The 18,429-nt window shown below is 47.3% G+C and carries 13 protein-coding genes; 2 read left to right on the top strand and 11 right to left on the bottom strand.

All coding sequences use genetic code 11. From position 1 onward, the window contains the following. Positions 1 to 71: 71 nt before the first annotated feature. The 11 genes from DMO16_RS09690 to DMO16_RS09740 form a co-directional block, all read right to left on the bottom strand. Positions 72 to 1,553, bottom strand: a complete 1,482-nt coding sequence (locus DMO16_RS09690) for an MFS transporter (RefSeq protein WP_241840516.1) — start codon at positions 1,551 to 1,553, stop codon at positions 72 to 74. 57 nt (positions 1,554 to 1,610) lie between these two features. Continuing rightward, positions 1,611 to 3,050 (bottom strand): aldehyde dehydrogenase family protein, encoded by a 1,440-nt coding sequence (locus DMO16_RS09695; protein WP_129477102.1) that lies wholly within the window; start codon positions 3,048 to 3,050, stop codon positions 1,611 to 1,613. A gap of 19 nt (positions 3,051 to 3,069) precedes the next feature. Next, entirely contained in the window at positions 3,070 to 4,125 is a 1,056-nt protein-coding gene (locus tag DMO16_RS09700; protein WP_061967942.1) for a homoserine dehydrogenase, read from the bottom strand. Further along, the gene (locus DMO16_RS09705) at positions 4,115 to 5,350 is read right to left on the bottom strand and encodes a M20 metallopeptidase family protein (protein ID WP_129477104.1); all 1,236 of its coding nucleotides are present in this window, start codon (positions 5,348 to 5,350) and stop codon (positions 4,115 to 4,117) included. The genes DMO16_RS09700 and DMO16_RS09705 overlap by 11 nt, the downstream gene beginning before the upstream one ends. 34 nt (positions 5,351 to 5,384) lie before the next feature. Then, positions 5,385 to 6,581, bottom strand: a complete 1,197-nt coding sequence (locus tag DMO16_RS09710) for a cystathionine gamma-synthase family protein (protein WP_061967938.1) — start codon at positions 6,579 to 6,581, stop codon at positions 5,385 to 5,387. 15 nt (positions 6,582 to 6,596) lie between these two features. Next, positions 6,597 to 7,601, bottom strand: a complete 1,005-nt coding sequence (locus DMO16_RS09715) for a cyclodeaminase (RefSeq protein WP_061967936.1) — start codon at positions 7,599 to 7,601, stop codon at positions 6,597 to 6,599. 14 nt (positions 7,602 to 7,615) lie between these two features. Then, on the bottom strand, positions 7,616 to 8,809 hold the full coding sequence (locus DMO16_RS09720; protein ID WP_129477106.1) for a M24 family metallopeptidase: 1,194 nt from the start codon (positions 8,807 to 8,809) through the stop codon (positions 7,616 to 7,618). A gap of 425 nt (positions 8,810 to 9,234) precedes the next feature. After that, positions 9,235 to 10,935: a PucR family transcriptional regulator gene (locus DMO16_RS09725; RefSeq protein WP_129477109.1), complete on the bottom strand. Its 1,701-nt coding sequence runs from the start codon at positions 10,933 to 10,935 to the stop codon at positions 9,235 to 9,237. A gap of 83 nt (positions 10,936 to 11,018) precedes the next feature. Beyond that, positions 11,019 to 12,008 carry a hydroxyectoine utilization dehydratase EutB gene (gene eutB, locus DMO16_RS09730; RefSeq protein WP_061967931.1) on the bottom strand — a complete coding sequence of 330 codons (990 nt, stop codon included), beginning with the start codon at positions 12,006 to 12,008 and terminating at the stop codon, positions 11,019 to 11,021. Positions 12,009 to 12,161: 153 nt separating this feature from the next. After that, entirely contained in the window at positions 12,162 to 15,077 is a 2,916-nt protein-coding gene (gene pulA, locus DMO16_RS09735; RefSeq protein ID WP_129477111.1) for a type I pullulanase, read from the bottom strand. Positions 15,078 to 15,203: 126 nt separating this feature from the next. Beyond that, positions 15,204 to 15,953 carry a DUF2161 domain-containing phosphodiesterase gene (locus DMO16_RS09740; RefSeq protein WP_061971448.1) on the bottom strand — a complete coding sequence of 250 codons (750 nt, stop codon included), beginning with the start codon at positions 15,951 to 15,953 and terminating at the stop codon, positions 15,204 to 15,206. Positions 15,954 to 16,104: 151 nt separating this feature from the next. On the opposite strand from DMO16_RS09740, the gene DMO16_RS09745 reads away from it, so the two are divergent. Then, positions 16,105 to 17,517 carry a hypothetical protein gene (locus DMO16_RS09745; RefSeq protein WP_129477114.1) on the top strand — a complete coding sequence of 471 codons (1,413 nt, stop codon included), beginning with the start codon at positions 16,105 to 16,107 and terminating at the stop codon, positions 17,515 to 17,517. Positions 17,518 to 17,646: 129 nt separating this feature from the next. Continuing rightward, positions 17,647 to 18,417, top strand: a complete 771-nt coding sequence (locus DMO16_RS09750) for a SurA N-terminal domain-containing protein (protein WP_061967923.1) — start codon at positions 17,647 to 17,649, stop codon at positions 18,415 to 18,417. The last annotated feature ends 12 nt before the right edge of the window (positions 18,418 to 18,429 follow it).

An 18,429-nucleotide genomic window follows, 5' to 3' on the forward strand; every position in this document is an offset into this window, starting at 1 on the left:
ATCATCCAGTAAGCCTAGTGACCCACCATATAAAACAGAAAGGCTGCCTGATGTTCCGGCAGCCTTTTCCATTATTGAATTTTGCTTACATTTTTCTGCTGAGATCCCAATAATCCAGGGGTAATTCCTGCTCGTTCTTGTCTTTTCGCGACTTCTTCCTTCCACCAGAAACCGGATTGGGAATCGAGTTCTGCTGCTTCACTCTCGTGCTCCACTGTAGGCTTGGATCCTCTCAATGAACGGCCACCTGTTTCTTTTACGAACAGAGTGACAACAAAGAGACCAATTACACATACACCGATCAAAAAGTAAGCAGGGAGCATATTTATGCCGGTTGCTTTCACAAGCCATGCGACCACAAGAGGTGTTGTACCACCAAAAATGGAGGTGGATACATTATAGGTAAGTGCCAATGAACCGTACCGGACCTCTGTAAAAAACAAGGATGGCAGTGCGGCCGGCAGTGTCCCCTGGAAGGCTGTGAATAAACAGCTTAACACCAATAGACCAATAAATGCTGCCACGCTTGAACCGGTATCCATCAGGTAAAATGCCGGAATGCTGAGAACGATTGTGCCGACTAATCCCGTTATGATCAGCCGGTTCCTGCCAATACGGTCAGCCCAGCGTCCCATGAGCAAAACACAGGGAATCATCGCGATCATGACAAACAGGATGAGCACAAGGCCTTTCATTTCTCCAAAACCAATCTGTTCTGATAAGTAGGATGGCATATACGTAAGAATCATATAGTTAATGGTGTTATAAAAGAAAACCACACCAATGCAGATGAGCAGAGACCGCCAGTGTTCTGTAAAAATCTTCTTCAGGGAGGCTTGATCCTTTCTTTCCTTGGTGGTTTCCTTCATTTCTTTAAATGCAGGCGTTTCCTCCAGATGTGAACGGAAATACAAGCCAATCATGCCTAATGGAGCTGCAATGAAAAATGGAATTCTCCAGCCCCATGCCAGCATGGTTTCAGATCCCAGCAGAAAAGTAAGCAATGTTACAAGGCCCGAGCCGGCAATAAAGCCGACAAGAGTGCCTACTTCAAGGAAGCTGGACATAAAGCTCCGCTTTTTATCAGGGGTGGATTCAGCAATAAACGTCATGGCACCAGCATACTCGCCGCCTGTGGAAAACCCCTGAACCAGGCGGGCAGCCAGCAGTAAAACCGGAGCGGCTGCACCAATAGTGGCATAACCGGGGATCAGGCCGATGCTCAAGGTGGCAACGGCCATCATGATCAGTGTGATAGCAAGGACTTTCTTTCGGCCTAAACGGTCACCCAGCATTCCAAAGACCAGACCGCCGATCGGCCGGGCAATAAATGCGACAGCGAACGTTGCAAAAGCATAGATCAACTGGGCAGAAGGATCGATTTCAGGGAAAAACACTTTGCCAATCGTTACTGCCAGATAGGAATAAATCCCAAAATCAAACCATTCCATGGCATTGCCGAGAGACGTTCCAAATATGGATTTCTTCGCTATTTTCGTATCTACAACCGTGATATCTTCCTTGGTCAGCTTATTGATTTGTCCTCTTTCCACACTGTACCTCCTCTTATTACCGTAATTTTGCCTCTTTCCAAAACCCTCTTTCACTTTTCAATTTGATAATTTGTAGCAAACAACTTTTGGCTCTGTCATCTCTTGGATCGCGAACTTGATGCCTTCCCTTCCAAGACCCGATTTTTTCACCCCGCCAAATGGCATAGCGTCAATCCGGTAATCACTGCTGTCATTGATCATGATGCCTCCGACTTCCATGTTGGCGATGGCTTTTTGGGCTTGATCCATATTCTTGGTAAAGATGCCTCCCTGCAGGCCATAGCTAACTGCATTCGCTTTTTCAATTGCCTCATCCACGTTCTCCACTTCAAAAAGAAGAACGACCGGACCAAAAATTTCTTCCCTGGCAATGGAGCAATGCTCAGGAACGTTTTTTAATACCGTTGGTGAATAGAAGGCACCCTTTCTTTCTCCGCCAGTCAGCAGCTCAGCACCTTTTTTAATGGCTTCATTTACGAGATTCTCTACACGAATGGCCTCTTTTTCTGTAATAAGAGGCCCCATATCTGTCAGCTCTGACAGCTTGTCACCCACACGGTACTGGTTGGTCTGTTGGACGAATTCTTCCTCAAATTTTTCCATCACACTCCTCTGGACGTAAATTCGCTGGACGCTCAAGCAATTTTGTCCTGCGGCCCAAAACGCTCCCGAAACTGTTGAATCCACGGCCTCTCCAAGATCTGCGTCCTCAAGGACAATAACAGGGGAATTGGAGCCAAGCTCCATGCTGATCTTTTTTAATCCCGCTTTCTTGACGATCTCTTCCCCCGCTTCTACACCGCCTGTAAATGAAATCATGCGGACCGCCGGGTGTGTGACCAATACATCGCCAATTTCGCTTCCATGCCCAGTAATCACGGACAGCACCTTGGGCGGAAGGCCGCTTTGTGAAAAAGCTTCGGCAAGCAGCAACGCACTGAGAGGCGTAACGGTAGCAGGTTTTACAATGATGGCATTTCCGGAAGCGATGGCAGGTCCCACTTTATGGGCCACCAGGTTCAAAGGATCATTAAACGGAGTGATCGCTCCGATGATGCCAATGGGAAACCGCTGATAGTAGCCCACACGGTTTTGGCTGCCTTCCATCTGGTCAAACGGAATCGTCTCACCATGGATACGTCTTGCCTCTTCGGCACTGATCCGGAGAGTCTGAATGCATCTTGCCGTCTCCTTTGCCGCTTCCCGGATGGTTTTCGAGCCTTCTTGAGCGATGATTGAAGCGTATTTTTCCTTGTTCGCTTCGATATAATCAGCCGCTCTGTGAATGACTGCCATCCGTTCGTATACCGGCATGGCGGCCGCGATCTTTGCTCCTTCTTTTGCCAGTTCGATACAGGACAGCATATCTTCCTTAGAAGCCGCGGGAACGGTATCAATCACTGTGTTATCCTGCGGGTCCCTTACCTCAATGACGTTTTCGCGATTTACCCAGGAGCCTCCTACAAACATCTTTTGGCCAGCAAGCTGAATGGTCATATTTTCCCGCCTTTCTCGTTTAGATGTTTACCAGTTTCCGTTCACGGTCTATGTTGATCAAATCAATGAGCAGAGAGAACCCCGTTTCCACTTTGCCTGCGCCGGCTCCGCTCAGGGTTACCGTACCTAACAGGTCACATTCATAAGCAATGGCATTTACCGCTCCCTTAATGGATGCGAGCGGATCCGTTATCTCCACCTTTTCAGGAGCAATGGAAGCGATGACTCTTCCGTTTTCCTTTCGTACCTTCGCAAGAAGCTTCCACCGCTTGCCCTGGGCCTTCGCCGTTTCAATATCATGCCGGGTAATATTCGTGATTCCTCTGCAGGAGATTTCTTCTACAGAAAGCGGCTCTTTCATGACATAGTTTGCAAGAATGGCAATCTTGTACCGCGCGTCAAATCCTTCCACATCGCTGGTCGGATCGGCTTCCGCATATCCAAGCGCCTGAGCTTCCTTCAGTGCTTCCTCATACGTAACGCCTTCATCCTCCATTTTTGTCAGGATATAGTTGGTCGTCCCGTTCAAAATGCCGCGGATTTCATAGATTTCATTTCCGGCAAGAGCAGCAATTGGCATGCGCAAGGATGGTGTCCCGCTCATCACCGTGCCTTCAAAACCCCAATGAACACCTTGCTTTTCAGCCAGCTGTGATAACTCCTGATAGGCCAGTGCGACCGGACCCTTGTTTGTCATCACCACATTCTTTTTGGCCAGAAAGGCAGTGCGGCAATGGTCAATCGCAGGCTGCCCGGTTTGGACATCGGTATAGGAAACCTCCACAATGGTATCCGCATTGGATTCCCGGATGGTCGTCAGGCTGTCCCATCCCGTTACAAGACCCGGTGAAGAAGGATAGTTCTCAAGATTTCCGGTTTCCTTGAGCACTTCAAGCGCGGTTTCTATATCAAGGCCTCTTGGGTGATAGATGGAACCTTTTTTAAAATCTGATATGGCGACAATTTCAGCTTCAAATTGTTCATTCATCTTTAACTGCTCTTTCTTATTTTTTAAAATTTCAGCCAGCCCCTGACCGACCGTCCCAAACCCGATAAATGCGAGTTTATGTGCCATGAATGTCGACCTCCACCTTTTTACGGTTTGGCAAAACTGCCTCGCCCTTTAAATAATTGATCGCTGTTTGTGCCAGGATTGCCGTACCCATCGGCAGGCACTCCTCATCAATGTCAAATATCGGGGTATGTAAATCCCTTTGCTCACCGCCAGGTTCAGCACATCCCAGAAAAAACAACGCACCCGGTACCCGTTCCGTTACGTATCCAAAATCCTCCCCGCCCATTCCGAAGGGCCCTCTTGTAATATTGATTTTTGGATACCACTGTTGAGCCGCCTCAATAAACCACTGGTTCACCGCCGGATCGTTTTTCAATGCCGGCTCGCCGCGGTCGATTCGAAAGGAATACTCTCCGCCGAGCGGTTCAACAATGGAAAACGCCCGCTGCAGTTCCACCGCCAGCTTATCCCGCACTTCCGGGGAATAGCTGCGCAAGGTGCCAGTTATGGAGACTTCGGTAGGAATGATGTTGCTTGCTGAACCCGCGTGTACCTCTCCAATACTGACAACAGCCGAATCCAATGCCGATAGCTTCCTTGCAACAATGCCATGAAGAGCCTGCAGCACCGGGCCCAGCATCCATATCGGGTCTGTGCCCTGCTCCGGGTAGGCCCCATGTCCGCCGGTCCCCTTAATTTTGCCTTGAAACACGTCGACATTGGCCATGCTGTACCCGTCGTTCACTTGCATGGAACCGACGGGCAGCCACGGACACATGTGAAGGGCAATAGCTGCATCCACCCCATCATACGCTCCGGCTCTGATCATATACGGAGAGCCGGATAGCCCGTTTTCATCGATACTTTCTTCTGCCGGCTGAAAAATAAATTTCACGGTTCCCTGTATATCACCGCGCTCGAACTGTTCCGAGAGCAATGAGGCCACGCCGAGGACAATCGAGGTATGCGCATCATGGCCACAGGCGTGCATCACCCCTTCGTTTCCGGAAGAGTAACTCACTTTGTTTTCCTCCGTAATCGGCAGGGCATCGATATCTGCCCTGATCGCGATCACGGGCCCTTCACCGTAAGAGAGTGTGCCCACTACCCCGGTAGCCCAGCCTATTCCCGTCTTGGTCTTCATTCCCGGCATCTGTCTCAAAGCATTAGCAATATAGCTTGACGTTTCAAACTCCTGAAAACTGAGTTCCGGCCTTTGATGAATCTGCCGCCGCCAGGTCATAAGCTTTTCTTTCATGCTTCCTATACTTTCCGGATGTTTCATAGATCACTCATCTCCTCAAACCCGGAAAATTTCCTTAAACTTTCAACCCGCTTTCCACATGCTGAAAGGCTTGTTCGAAATCGGCAATAATGTCCTCAATATCTTCAATGCCACAGGAGATCCGGATTAATCCTTCCGGGATGCCCATGGCTGCCCGCTCTTCCGGTGTACACTCCACATGGCTTGTGGTCCGTGCCGGCCCGACTGTTGTTTCCACAGCACCAAGGTTTGCCGCCCGGTTGGCATATTGCAATTTTGGAAGAAGGTCCCGTACCGTTTCCACTCCGCCTTTTACTGCAAAGCTGAGCATTCCGCCAAACCCTCTCATCTGCTTCTTCGCTATTTCATGGTTTTGATGGGTTTCAAGCCCAGGATAATAAACGCCCTCGACAAGTTCTTGTGTTTCAAGGAACTTGGCCAGTGCCATTGCGTTTTCACTTTGCTGGCGGACACGAAGCTTGAGAGTCTTCATTCCTCGCAGGATAAGATAGGCTGCCATCGGATCCATGGTCGCTCCGTTAATCTCACGGAAATGATAGATTTTTTCCACCAGTTCATCTGAACCGCATACAACACCTCCAAGTGCATCTGCATGTCCGCCAAGGAACTTGGTCGCACTGTGAATGACCAAATCTGCACCAAGAGCAAGTGGGTTTTGATTAATTGGCGTTCCAAACGTGTTATCCACCACCACGAGTGCTCCAGCTTCACGGCCGGCCTTCGCCATTCGTTCGATGTCAGTAATCTTCACGGTCGGATTGGTTGGAGTCTCGAGATAAAGAATGGAGCATCCTTTGGCTACTTCTTCTTCAATTTGCTCGTGGTTGCCCGTTTCACACAGAACCACTTCTACCTGCTGACGGGGGAGGAATTCAGTAAAAATTTTATTCGTTCCGCCGTATGTATCCTTGATGGACACAATTCGGTCCCCTGGTACAAGGAACGTGGACAGCGTGTTGCTGATCGCAGCCATTCCGGTTGAAAAACTTGTTGCGGCTTCCGCTCCCTCAAGAATCTTTACCTTATCTTCAAACGCCTGAACGGTGGGGTTCGTGTTCCTTCCGTAAATATGTCCCTTTTTCTTGCCGATGGCCACGTCATACCATTCATCCATATCGTCATAGCCATAGGCTACGCTTAACACTACAGGCACTTGAGTTGCCCCGTGCACCAAATAGTCTTTTTCCCCTGCCCAAACGGATTGTGTTCCTGCTTTTGCATTCTGTGTCATACGATGACTCCTCCTTTAGTTTTTTAGAGCTGGTTTTTTATTTTCAATTTTCAGGCCCAGTCCCCGGTTCACCATTTCCTGAAAAGCGAACAGAGCAATCGCCGTATCCTGAACACCCGTGCCTGTCAGATCACACACCGTAATCTGCTCATCATTTTGGCGTCCTGCAACCTTTCGTGAGGTAAGCTCACCGATTTCAGTGATCGACCTTGTTTCTGAAATCACGCCCTGAGAGAGCGCATGATGAAGCTCGCCCAGCCGCTCACATTGAGCGACCGTATCACAGACCAGAACATCCGCTTTCGCCAAAACATCTGCTTCAATCTCCTGTTTGTGCTCTGCGTCCGAACCCATCGCCGTGATATGGAGTCCGGGATGAAGCCACTCTGCTTTGATTACCGGTTCGCTTGCCGGTGTGGTTGTAATGACAAGATCGCTCTGGATGACGGCTTCTTTTGCACTTTCAGCCGCCTGAACTTCCACTCCAAGCTCTTCGGTCATTTCCTTCACATACGCTGCTACTCGATCCGGTGATCTTCCGTAGACGATCACCCGTTTAAAATTCCGAACCAACTGAAGCGCTTTTACCTGATACCGGGCCTGGCTGCCACAGCCAATCACACTGACGGTATGGATGTCCTCCTTTGCCATGTATTTCGATGCGATGGCCCCGGCGGCAGCCGTCCGAACGTCTGTGAGATATCCATTATCGAGCAACAGCGCCTCCGGAACTCCCGTAGTTGCACTAACGAGCATCATCAGACCGCTTCCGCTCGGCAGACCCAGCTGATAGTTGTTAAAAAAGCCGGAAGACACTTTGATCGCAAACTTGTCTTTGCCTTTGATATAGGCCGTTTTCACATCCACTTCACCATTGTGGTCATGAACATCCACCCGCATGATGGGAGGCATGACCGCTTTCTTTTCGGCGAGGCTTGAAAATCCGTCTTCCACCACCGATAGCGCTTCATGGTTAAGTGATATATGCTGCCTTAACTCTTGTTCTGTAAAAATGTACATCTGCAGCTCCCCTTTTAATTGAAGTTGGTTTCAAGGGCACCTTCTTTAATCACGAGCTGTCTTGGCAAGGATGCGAACGTTTCGCAGCCAGTTGCTGTTACCCGAAGGGCTTCGCTCGCTTCAAACCCATACTGGTCAAGCCAGATGCCCGGAATGAGATGGAACGTCATATTTGGCTGGAGGATCGTTTTGTCCCCTTTCCGGATACTCGCTGTATGCTCGCCCCAGTCAGGCGGATAGTTCAGCCCCATCGCATAACCGAGGCGTGATTCCTTCACGATCCCGCTTTTATGAATGGTCTTTCTCCACGTTTCTTCGATTTCTTCACAGGCAATGCCAGGCTTGATCATATCCAGGCACGCATTCAATCCCTCGACCACAATCCCGGAAAGACTTTGTAAGCGTTCAGACGGCTGTCCGATATTGACCGTTCTGGCAAGAGGTGAATGATACCGTTTGTAGCAGCCTGCCAGCTCCAGGATGACGGAGTCGCCTTTCTTATATCTGTCATCTGTCCAGGTCAGGTGGGGAGTGGATGTTTTTTCCCCTGATGGCAACAGGGGTACGATAGCTGGGTAATCGCCGCCGAATTCCTTGGTTCCTGTGATCTGGGTATGAAAAATCTTGGCCGCGACATCACATTCCCTTACGCCTTCGTTGATCATCCCGATTCCGTCCATCATGGCTTTTTCCACGATGGTTGCAGCCCGCTTCATATATTGAATTTCGGTATCGGATTTAATGAGGCGGATCCAATTGACGAGCAGCGTTGCATCCTTGAATTCAGCGTTCGGAAGTCCCTTTCTCAGCTGTTCATAGCATTTGGCAGTAAAATAGTAGTTGTCCATCTCTACGCCGACCGCGCGTTTGTCCTGTCCGATCTGCTTTAAAATATCAGCAACAAAATCCATCGGATGCTTCGTATCGGATTGAACGTAATCATCCGGATAAGGAATCAGGTTCTCATGATAAAGCCAGGATGTGGCTTTGGCTCCATTTGTATCCTGGTTCCGGCCGATCCAGATTGGCTGGTCTTCATCATCAATGACGATCAGCATTTGATGAACATAAAAGGACCATCCATCATAGCCGGACAAGTAATTCATATTTGCGGGATCCGTGATCAGCAGGACCTCGATTCCTTTTTCCACCATCCTTTGTTTCGTTTTCACAATTCTCTTCTGATATTCAGTTGTTCCGAATGACATCGGACCCACCCTCTCTAACGCAGTTATTATTTGAATTTTAAGAATAATTAATCTATGACTCTAGTATAGAAGAAAAGATGGTTTTCTCTCATCTGCAAAAATGTATGAAGTTTTTGTAAAAATTTTAGCCAAATTATCATATTACATAAAAAGAGACCGTCGACAGGATAGACAGTCCCCGCTCATTTATTTAACTCATTTTGGATAGTGCATAATCATAAGCTTCCAGCGTACGATTGATTTCGTTCTCGCCCCTTGTTTCCCATGCTGATGTTGTCCTGCTGGCCTCCAGTCATCTTCCTACGTTTTTCGATTCATTTGTAGGGCCGCTTCAATAAACTGGAAGATGTTTGGGAACAGTTTGATGTTTTTTACAAGAAGGAGGACGACTAAGAAAAAAAGACCTTTTCAGGGTCTTTTTTTCATTATGAATGAACCGGGGTTTCAGTTATGCCCAGTTTCCACGTTTTAATGCTGAGGTCGAGCAGAAATAAATCATCGGTATCGATGAGAGAAAGGCCTGTTAATGTTTCAACTTTGCGCAGTCTGTACAATAGAGACTGTCTGTGAAGGTTAAGCAGGCGGGCGGTTTGGCTGACGTTTCCGTGGCACTCGTTGTAGGTGCTGAAGGTGCCGATCAAATCCATGTTGCGCTGCTGATCATATTGGATGAGCGGTTCGATAGCAGAGACGATGATTTCTTTCATTTCCTTGTTTTGGGCCAGGGTCAACAGCACCCGGTCCACCTTTGTATTCTCATACAATACCCGGTGCCCGGCCCCTTTTTTCTTTCTGCCGATTTGCAGGGCCGTTTGTGCATGGTCAAAGCCTGTTTTGAATCCTGCGATTGTTTCTTGCGCCCCTCCAATTCCCCAAGAAATGACCACATCAGGCAGCAAATTCCGCAGCCGCCTTTCCACCAGGTCCAAAAAATGATGAGCAGGGTTTTCATTGTTTTTTGCCTGCACAAAAAGGGTTAATTTATCTCCCTGATAGGTCATCATTACTTCTTTCTCAAGCGACCCGGCAGCATAGTAAATTTCTTCCTCAATGTAGCGGATCATGCTGTCAAGCCAATGCTCGTACGAAAGGTCATACTGCTTTCTTTTTTTAAACAAGAGCTCCAGGTTCTCGGGATAACCCGCAATACAGACATAAGGAACCTTAAGATTAAATCCAAGCAGTTTGGCTCTGGACTCCTCTTGTTCATCAGAAGTAAATTCACCTTTGGCTAATTCCTGTATAAAATCGCTGCGAAGGCGCATTTCGGTTTCTTCTATGGCATTTTGGCGCGACAGCCAAAGCGCGATCGTGGTAGCCGAATGCTCAAGCACATTCACCCGGTATTGTGTTAAAAATTCTTCCAGCTCGCAATCATTTGGGAACAGTACAAATAAATATCCCTGGACATCTCCCGAAGCGTTCAGGATCGGCAGCCGCAAAATGGTCTCACCGCCGAGCTCAATCATTTGAAACTTTTGATACATGGGATCCTGTGGCAAAAGGGATGATGTTTTTTTTATGGAGATTCCATCCTTCAGGTTATAGTACTTCCATTTGTCATCCGGATCCCCCGCTTCCGTACGGTCCTGGATGATTCCTGCACAGTCGGTAATGACGATCGGGCAGCCGATCTGATTTTGAATATAATCGGAAATCTCCCTGAGGCTCGTTTCCTTGAGAATCAGCTGGAGGAGTTCCTGCTGGGCTTTTTCCGATTTCTCCCGTTCTTTATGCTGAATGTCGTTTAGCTCCCTCAGCACTTCTTCTATAATGGTGGAAAACCTGACTTCCCACGGGATTTCCATAATGATAAATTGATGCTTTTCAGCCAGCTCCACCACTTCTTTTGGAACGTCAAAGATATAACGCCCCAGTGCAATAATCAGTGCCGAGGCTTCGGAATGGATGATATCCTCCACAAACTTTTTAAATAATTGAACATCATGCCCGCAGCCGATGGCCGTACTAAGGACAACTTCGTTCTTACGCACAAAATTTTCCACCGGCATTTCAATGGCAGAAATCCACTGGACATACCGTTCTCTAAGATGGGAGCTCCCGGTACGCACCCTGGCATTTTCCATAATTTCCAAGCTTAACAGATCATTCACAGCTAACTTCAACCGCTCTCCCCCTCTGGCCGCAAGATTATTTTCTAAATATTCATATAGTTAACTATACCAAAACTTGCAGCAGGCGGGGAGCATTATGCAGGATTATACGTATTCAATATACGCTGAACAACAGTCAGATCCACATTATGGCCAGTGATAATAACGGCAATAGCTCCATCCTTATACTCAATATGATTTCCCAGCAACGCAGCAATTCCGGTCGCCGCTGCCCCCTCGAGGATCATTCGGTGATGGTCGATCATGAATGCCATACTCTGTGCGATTTCATCTTCAGGTATCAATACCGCCCGGTCCATATATTTCTGGACCATATCGAAGGTGTAACGGTTATCCATTCCAATGCCGCCGAGCAGGCTGTCGGCAAGCGTATCCTTTTCCGGCATCTTAATTGGTTTGCCCGCTCGTAAACTTTCATACATCACGGCTGATTCTACCATGGAAACGCCAGTGATCCCGATTGAAGGGTCATTCGTCTTCAGCGCCATACCGATTCCTGACAGCAGTCCTCCGCCTGAGAGAGGGACAACAACGTCCTTCAAAGCAGGGATATCCTCCAGCAGCTCGAGGCCGATGGTGCCCTGACCGGCAATGACCTCTGGATCATCAAAGGGCTCAATAACGGTTAACCCATGCTTCCTTTCCAGCACCAGACATCGTTCGCCCGCTTCATCCTGGCTCTCTCCGCAAAATTCAATGAAAGCTCCAAGCCTTTTCAATGAATCTACTTTTGCCTTTGGTACCCGGTTCGAGATGCAAACGGTCGCTTTAATTCCCAGCTTTTTAGCGACATAGGCCACTGCCATTCCATGATTTCCGGTGGAATACGTTGCTACACCCCGTTTTCTTTCCTCCTCAGTCAAGCTGAGGATTTTATTGGCCGCACCCCGTACCTTAAAAGCCCCTGTATCATGCACGGTCTCCAGTTTTAAATAGACCGGGCGGCCCACCTTTTCTGATAGAATAAAAGATTCAACAGCCGGTGTTTTGCTGATTATTGAACTCATCCTCTTTCTTGCTTCCCATACGTTTTGTATCGTCACATTCGTTTTTAGCTCTTTCATTTTTGTCCCTCCCTCTTAAAACCATCTCTACTTCGGATTATATAGTAACAATATTCTGTAATCTATTGTGAAAAGTGACTAGGAACAGGTAAAACTTTTACTACAGAATGATAAAAAACCGCCGGATTCCTCCAGCGGTTTCTTCCATTATTTTCATCGTCCATCCAGAACAATGGTACTGAGCGCAGGTACTTGAATGGTTTTGCCCATTACGATTCCAAGAGGTTTGTTCCCCGCGTCTTCGCCATTCGCCAGGACTCGCCATGGTCCGATCTTTGGAAGTGAGATCGTTTGAACGCTTGTGTTGGCGTTATAAACCACGACCAGATCCTTTGACCTGTCGTTGTTCGCATGGCCTTTCAGATCATAGGCAACTGTATTTTTTGGTGCGGGCAGAAACTTGAAATGACTGCGGATGTCAGCGGCCGTTCTCATCCGAAAGGCAGGATGGCCTTTTCGAAGCTTAATCAAGCCTTTCATATAGTCTACCTCTTTTCTGAAATCGGCACGGCGCTGCCAGTCGAGCTGGTTGACCGCATCAGGTGACTTGTAGCTGTTATGGTCGCCGCCTTTCGTTCTCATGAATTCCTGTCCGGCATGAAGGAAGGAGATACCTTGTGATGTCAGGATGATGGATGACGCGAGCTTATGCATCTTTTTCCGGGTATCCACCGAGCTTTCCGGATTTGTCAATTGAAGCTTGTCCCACAGGGTGTGGTTATCGTGAGCTTCGACATACGTGATCACCTGTTCCGGATCCTTATAGGTCGCCATCGTGCTCGAATAATCGATCCCTGCTTTAACCCCTTCCTTGATTGCCTCTTCGGTATCGGGTTTTCCGTTCACGAACCCTTTGTCGGTATCTTCAAATACGCTCCCCTTTAAGCTGTCACGGATTCCATCGTTAAAATGGGCGATGCCAGTCATTTTTCCGGCATTCTTTTGATTGGCTTTCAATGACGGATCAAGCGGAGTATTGAGGTCCCATCCTTCACCGAGCACGATGATCGATGGATCAATCTTATTCAATGCCTTTCTGACTTGATTCATCGTTTCTACATCATGAATACCCATCAGGTCGAATCGGAAGCCATCCAGATTGTATTCCTTGGCCCAGTAGCTGACGGATTCCACAATGAATTTCCTCATCATCTTGCGCTCTGAAGCCGTATCGTTTCCGACTCCGGTTCCGTTTGCCAGTGTTCCGTCATCGTTATACCGGAAGTAATAACCCGGCACGAGCTTTTGAAAATTCGATTCGTCTGCCGAGAACATATGGTTATACACAACATCCATAATCACCCTCAGGTTGTTGTGATGCAGGATGTTTACCATTTGCTTCATTTCTTTGATCCGCACAGCCGGCTTATAGGGATCTGTTGAGTAAGATCCTTCCGGTGCGTTATAGTTTTGTGGATCATAGCCCCAGTTAAACTGTGGCTGATCGAGCTTGGTTTCATCTACGGTTTTATAATCATAGATCGGCAAAAGCTGTACATGCGTGACTCCAAGATCCTTGATATGGTTCAATCCTGTTTTGACACCCTCTGGTCCTGTTGTGTTTTCCTCAGCAACTCCCAGGAACTTTCCTTTATGCTTGATTCCGCTTTTCGGATGCATGGAAAGGTCTCTGACGTGAAGTTCATAAATGATGGCATCTTCCGGAGTGAAAGCTTTCATCCGTTTATGGAAGTGCTTTGGATCGGTTTTATCCAAATTGATGACGGCTCCTTTTTGGCCGTTTACGGTTACCGCACGGGCATAGGGATCAACCGCCTCGCTCCATTGGTTGCCGATTTTCACCTTATACGTATAGATCAGCCCTTCATGATTGCCTTTTAGTGTTAATTTCCACGTTCCGCGTTTGCTTTTTTTCAAAGGCAGATCGGTTCCCTTTTCGTCCTGCCATGATTTGTACATAACAAGCTTTGCCTCACTGGCGGTTGGTGCCCAAAGCCGGAACTTTGTTTCTTTTTTGGAATAGCTGTTGCCCAAATCATCTCCACCATAAAAGAACTTATTGTCAAATTCCGGCGTGCGGACAACTTTGCCTGTTTGTACCTCTGCCTCTCCAAAGTTTTCTTTGGAAACCTTGTACACTTTAGTGAGATCCAAATCTTTGGAAGTGATGATCTTCACCTTGTTTGTAAAGTCTCCCCCTTGATTGTCAGCGGGAACAACTTGTTTGATGGATGCACAGCCGGTAAGGCTGATGCCATGCTCTTTTATATCAAACGGAAAATTCGTTTCAAATGTAATCTCACGAAAACCATCGATGGATGCCTTTACGATTTTCGGTGTACGGTCCACCAAATCTTTATCGTAATAAAGGCGCTCCTGTCCTTGAGCAATCCATACCTCGGCAGAACCGTCCTCCTTGAACTTTGTTACATAACGGTCGTTGAATTCTTTTTCGGCCCAATCATTGCCTGGTATGCTCTTTCTTACAATAAATCCAAGCTTATGAACATCCTTCAGGTTTTCCATTTGAATTGTAGCTACTTTGCCGAATGCATCATCCTTTGTAAACTGAACCGCTTTTCCTTCACCATTCTCTGGCCATGTCCATAGATTCCATCCGTCGTATTGATTGTCGTAACGGAAATAGTGCACTTTCACATTGAACTTTTCATAGGCAGGTAAGTCACGGTACTCGCCATCAGGCGGCTCGGTATACGTGTTGTCATCCCCTGACTTGACCCAGACTTCCCCTTCACCTCCAGCAATATCGATGAAACGGTCGCCTCCGTCTTTCTCCCAGCTGTCAGTGCGTACAATAAAGCCTACCTTTTTGTATGTACCATCGAGCTCAATTTCAGCCAGCTTTCCAAATTTGTCCTCCCCGGTAAACGGATAGGCTTTCCCTTCTCCGCCTTCAGGAAAAACCCATAAGTTCCAGTCCTTCGTATTTCCCTCTGATGGCTTGTAATGAATGGTTACTTTTGTTTTCCCTGATGAAGAATTCGTTTCTGCAAACGATTGCACAGAATGGAATGAAAAAAAGATTCCCATCAGCACTGTAAAAATGGAAACAAGAGAAATAAACCGCTTGATCTTGATCCCCTTCATATTCCCGTCCTCCCTTTAACATGAAAATTTTGGATTGCTATCACAACTTTACCACGATAAAGGAACAATTGAAAGCGTTTGCATAACAGATAGGTCAAAAGGCACAAAAAAACCGAAAAGAGAACATCAGCTTTTTTCAGCTTCTTCCTGCAGCTCTATTATTTTGTTTTGATAATAGCACACCTGATCGGGATAGATTCCCAATTCCTGTTTTCCTTTTTCACTTATGGAGTAGATACCCCGGGAAATTTTTTCAAACCATCCATAATAGTTTTTGCTTAAAATGGACAGCGTCTTGTCTCCCGTTCCCCACCCTCGCAGTGCCTTGGGGGTCAGCGGACCGAATTCCAGAAGCAGGCAGGCGATGTAAATGCAGGTTTCCATGTAGGCCGTGATCAGTTTGGTCTTGCTGCTTCCGCCGACATTGTAGTCCCCATTCCGGCCTTTGATTTCTTCGAGCAGCTTCGTCCGTCTCTTTTTATATCGCTGCTGGCTTTTCTTGCGGTCAAAGGCCCCGGGATTAAGAATGGTTTCCACCGTCGCGCCTTTTTTGGTAAAGGAAACATGCAGCAGCCCGAGTTCCAGCCTTTTGATTAAGTGCAAAACATCATGCCACTTTTTTGAATTCCTTTTATATTTGGGCTTTGGAACCGCTATATAAACAAAGTCGGTCAGCCGTTGCCGGTTTGTGGCCTGTACAAGCAGGTCCACGTTTAAGGTGAGCTTGAGTTCGACAATCACGAGATCGTCTTCTTTCATCATGGCGATATCGCAATGATGGACTTCACCGTACACTTCATATCCTTTTTCCATAAAATAGTCCCTAACAGGCATATACAGATCAGTTTCATAGCGTTTTTCTTTACTCGTCTTCATAACTACCTCGCTTTGGTGCCCATTATAATCGGTTCCCATATCTTTGGAAAGCTTTTTATCTCACCACTTTTCATTCCCTACATATTCTGTTAGTAATCACCGGGCGGCTGTCCATTGGCCCGGTACATGAATCGGAAGGGAGAGAAAAGATATGGGCGTTGAGCTAACAGCGCTTCATTGGATTTATGTCCTTTTTATCTTTTTCATCATCGGCTTTATGGTCGCAAGGAGAGATACAACCCTCATTTGCATTTTGGGGATTTTCTTGATTGCACTTACTGCTACAAGCTCTTTAAGCGCCTCGGTAAGCAGCATATTCAACAGCTTCGCCTATGCCATAACCGAGCTGCTCTCCACGATCCTCGTCATCTCAATCATTGTGGCCATGAGTAAAACACTAACTGTTACAGGGATTAATGATGTCATGATTTCGCCTTTTTCAAAGCTCATACGCTCGCCGGCCCTCGCGTATTGGACGATCGGCCTGCTCATGATGGTTATTTCCTTCTTCTTTTGGCCATCTCCCGCCGTTGCTTTGATGGGAGCCGTTCTGCTTCCGGTTGCCATCCGGGCCGGACTTCCTGCTCTCGGTGTGGCCATGGCCATGAACCTCTTCGGACACGGGATTGCATTGTCCGGCGACTTTGTCATTCAGGGCGCACCCAAACTGACGGCAGACGCTGCCGGCCTCCCCGTCAGCCAGGTCATCCATGCCAGTATCCCTCTGGTTATCGTCATGGGTGCTGTAACGACCGTTTGTGCCTTCTACTTTTTAAAGCGTGATTTAAAAAACGGCAAGCTCACAAGCGGCACAGGATTGGCCACGGTTGCCGCTTCCTCCAAGGAAAGCACTCTTCAAAATGGAGACCCTGCATTGCTTTCCTCCAGCCAAAAACGCTTTTTCGCGTTACTCGTTCCTGTTTTATTTGCCCTGGATGTTGTCGCCATGTATTTATTTCAACTACAGGGCGGCGATGCGACCGCACTGATCGGAGGAACCTCTGTTGTCATTCTGCTTCTCATCTCGATGGCAGGGCACAAAGGAAAAGGACTGGAGAAAACAACAAGCTATCTTATTGAAGGCTTTCAGTTCGGTTTTAAAGTCTTTGGTCCCGTTATCCCGATTGCTGCCTTCTTTTACCTGGGTGATGCCGGATTTAACACCATCATTGGGAACCTTCTGCCCAAACACTCTCACGGAATTGTGAACGACCTAGGTGTATCACTCGCATCAGTTGTTCCAATGACTAAGGAAATCGGTGCAGTCACTTTAACGGGTGTTGGGGCCATCACCGGTCTCGACGGCTCGGGCTTCTCCGGTATATCGCTTGCCGGGTCCATTGCTGCACTGTTTGCCCATGCTATTGGTGCTGGAGCGGCTACCTTGACCGCCCTCGGTCAAATCGCGGCCATTTGGGTTGGCGGAGGCACGCTGGTGCCATGGGCCCTGATTCCCGCAGCGGCTATCTGCGGAGTCGATCCTTTCGAACTTGCCAGAAGAAACCTGCTCCCTGTTGCGATTGGTCTCGTGGTGACCACTATTGTCGCCATGTTCTTGATCTGACTGTAAGAAGAAGGCTCCAAGAGTGGGTCTTCTTCTTTACATTTGCAAAACAAATTCCTGTTTCATTTCCATTTTCGCGCCAAATCCGTTATAATTCGCCCCAAGGGCAATTTTGAAAGGAGTGAAATAATGAAAAAGATTATTTCAATACTAATGATCGCAATGCTTGCCATCGCATTGACAGCTTGCGGTTCGGATGATAAAGACAAAAAGGCTTCAGATAGTAAAGACAAGGCAAAAACATCTCAAGCCGAAAATCAGAAAAAGCAAGAAGAGCAAATGAAAGAAATGCAGAAGAAAATGGATGCACAAAAAGTGGATGACAAGAAAGTAGTAGCCACGGTAAATGATGAGAAGATCATCGGCAAGGATTACAACATGGCGCTTTCTTCTTCACAAATGCAAATGCAGCAAATGGGACAAGACCCTTCCTCCAAAGACGCTGCAAAGCAAATTAAAGACCAGACGGTTGAAAGCCTGATTGGACAATCCCTTATCCTACAGGATGCAGAGAAAAAAGGATACAAAGCATCAGATAAAGAAGTGAACGATCAGTTGTCTCAAACCAAAAAGCAATATAAAGATGAAAAGAAATTCGCAGCCGCTCTTAAACAAGCGAACCTGAGCGAGTCAGATCTTAAGGGACAAATTGCGGACGGCATTGCTTCCCAAAAATATATTAAAAAAGAAGTTCCTGCTGACAAAGTGTCAGACAAGGAAATTCAGGATTACTACAACAAATATGCTAAGCAAAGCACAGGAAAAGATCAAAAAGCACCAAAACTAGAAGAAGTAAAACCTCAAATCAAACAGCAGCTTGAACAACAAAAGCAACAGGAAAAACTCGTTAAAAAAGTTCAAGATCTGAAAAAGAACGCCAAGATTAATGTGAAAATCTAACTGCACTACAAA

This window comes from Fictibacillus sp. S7 (assembly GCF_004127935.1).
In the GTDB taxonomy this organism is placed as follows: domain Bacteria; phylum Bacillota; class Bacilli; order Bacillales; family Fictibacillaceae; genus Fictibacillus_C; species Fictibacillus_C enclensis.

Coding starts and splice junctions, on each gene's coding strand:
- DMO16_RS09740 (WP_061971448.1), bottom strand. CDS start 15,953: ATGAAGACGAGTAAAGAAAAACGCTATGAAACTGATCTGTATATGCCT.
- DMO16_RS09695 (WP_129477102.1), bottom strand. CDS start 3,050: ATGACCATTCAGCTTGCTGGCCAAAAGATGTTTGTAGGAGGCTCCTGG.
- DMO16_RS09720 (WP_129477106.1), bottom strand. CDS start 8,809: ATGTCATTCGGAACAACTGAATATCAGAAGAGAATTGTGAAAACGAAA.
- DMO16_RS09745 (WP_129477114.1), top strand. CDS start 16,105: ATGGGCGTTGAGCTAACAGCGCTTCATTGGATTTATGTCCTTTTTATC.
- DMO16_RS09710 (WP_061967938.1), bottom strand. CDS start 6,581: ATGACACAGAATGCAAAAGCAGGAACACAATCCGTTTGGGCAGGGGAA.
- DMO16_RS09750 (WP_061967923.1), top strand. CDS start 17,647: ATGAAAAAGATTATTTCAATACTAATGATCGCAATGCTTGCCATCGCA.
- DMO16_RS09715 (WP_061967936.1), bottom strand. CDS start 7,601: ATGTACATTTTTACAGAACAAGAGTTAAGGCAGCATATATCACTTAAC.
- pulA (WP_129477111.1), bottom strand. CDS start 15,077: ATGAAGGGGATCAAGATCAAGCGGTTTATTTCTCTTGTTTCCATTTTT.
- DMO16_RS09700 (WP_061967942.1), bottom strand. CDS start 4,125: ATGGCACATAAACTCGCATTTATCGGGTTTGGGACGGTCGGTCAGGGG.
- eutB (WP_061967931.1), bottom strand. CDS start 12,008: ATGAAAGAGCTAAAAACGAATGTGACGATACAAAACGTATGGGAAGCA.
- DMO16_RS09705 (WP_129477104.1), bottom strand. CDS start 5,350: ATGAAACATCCGGAAAGTATAGGAAGCATGAAAGAAAAGCTTATGACC.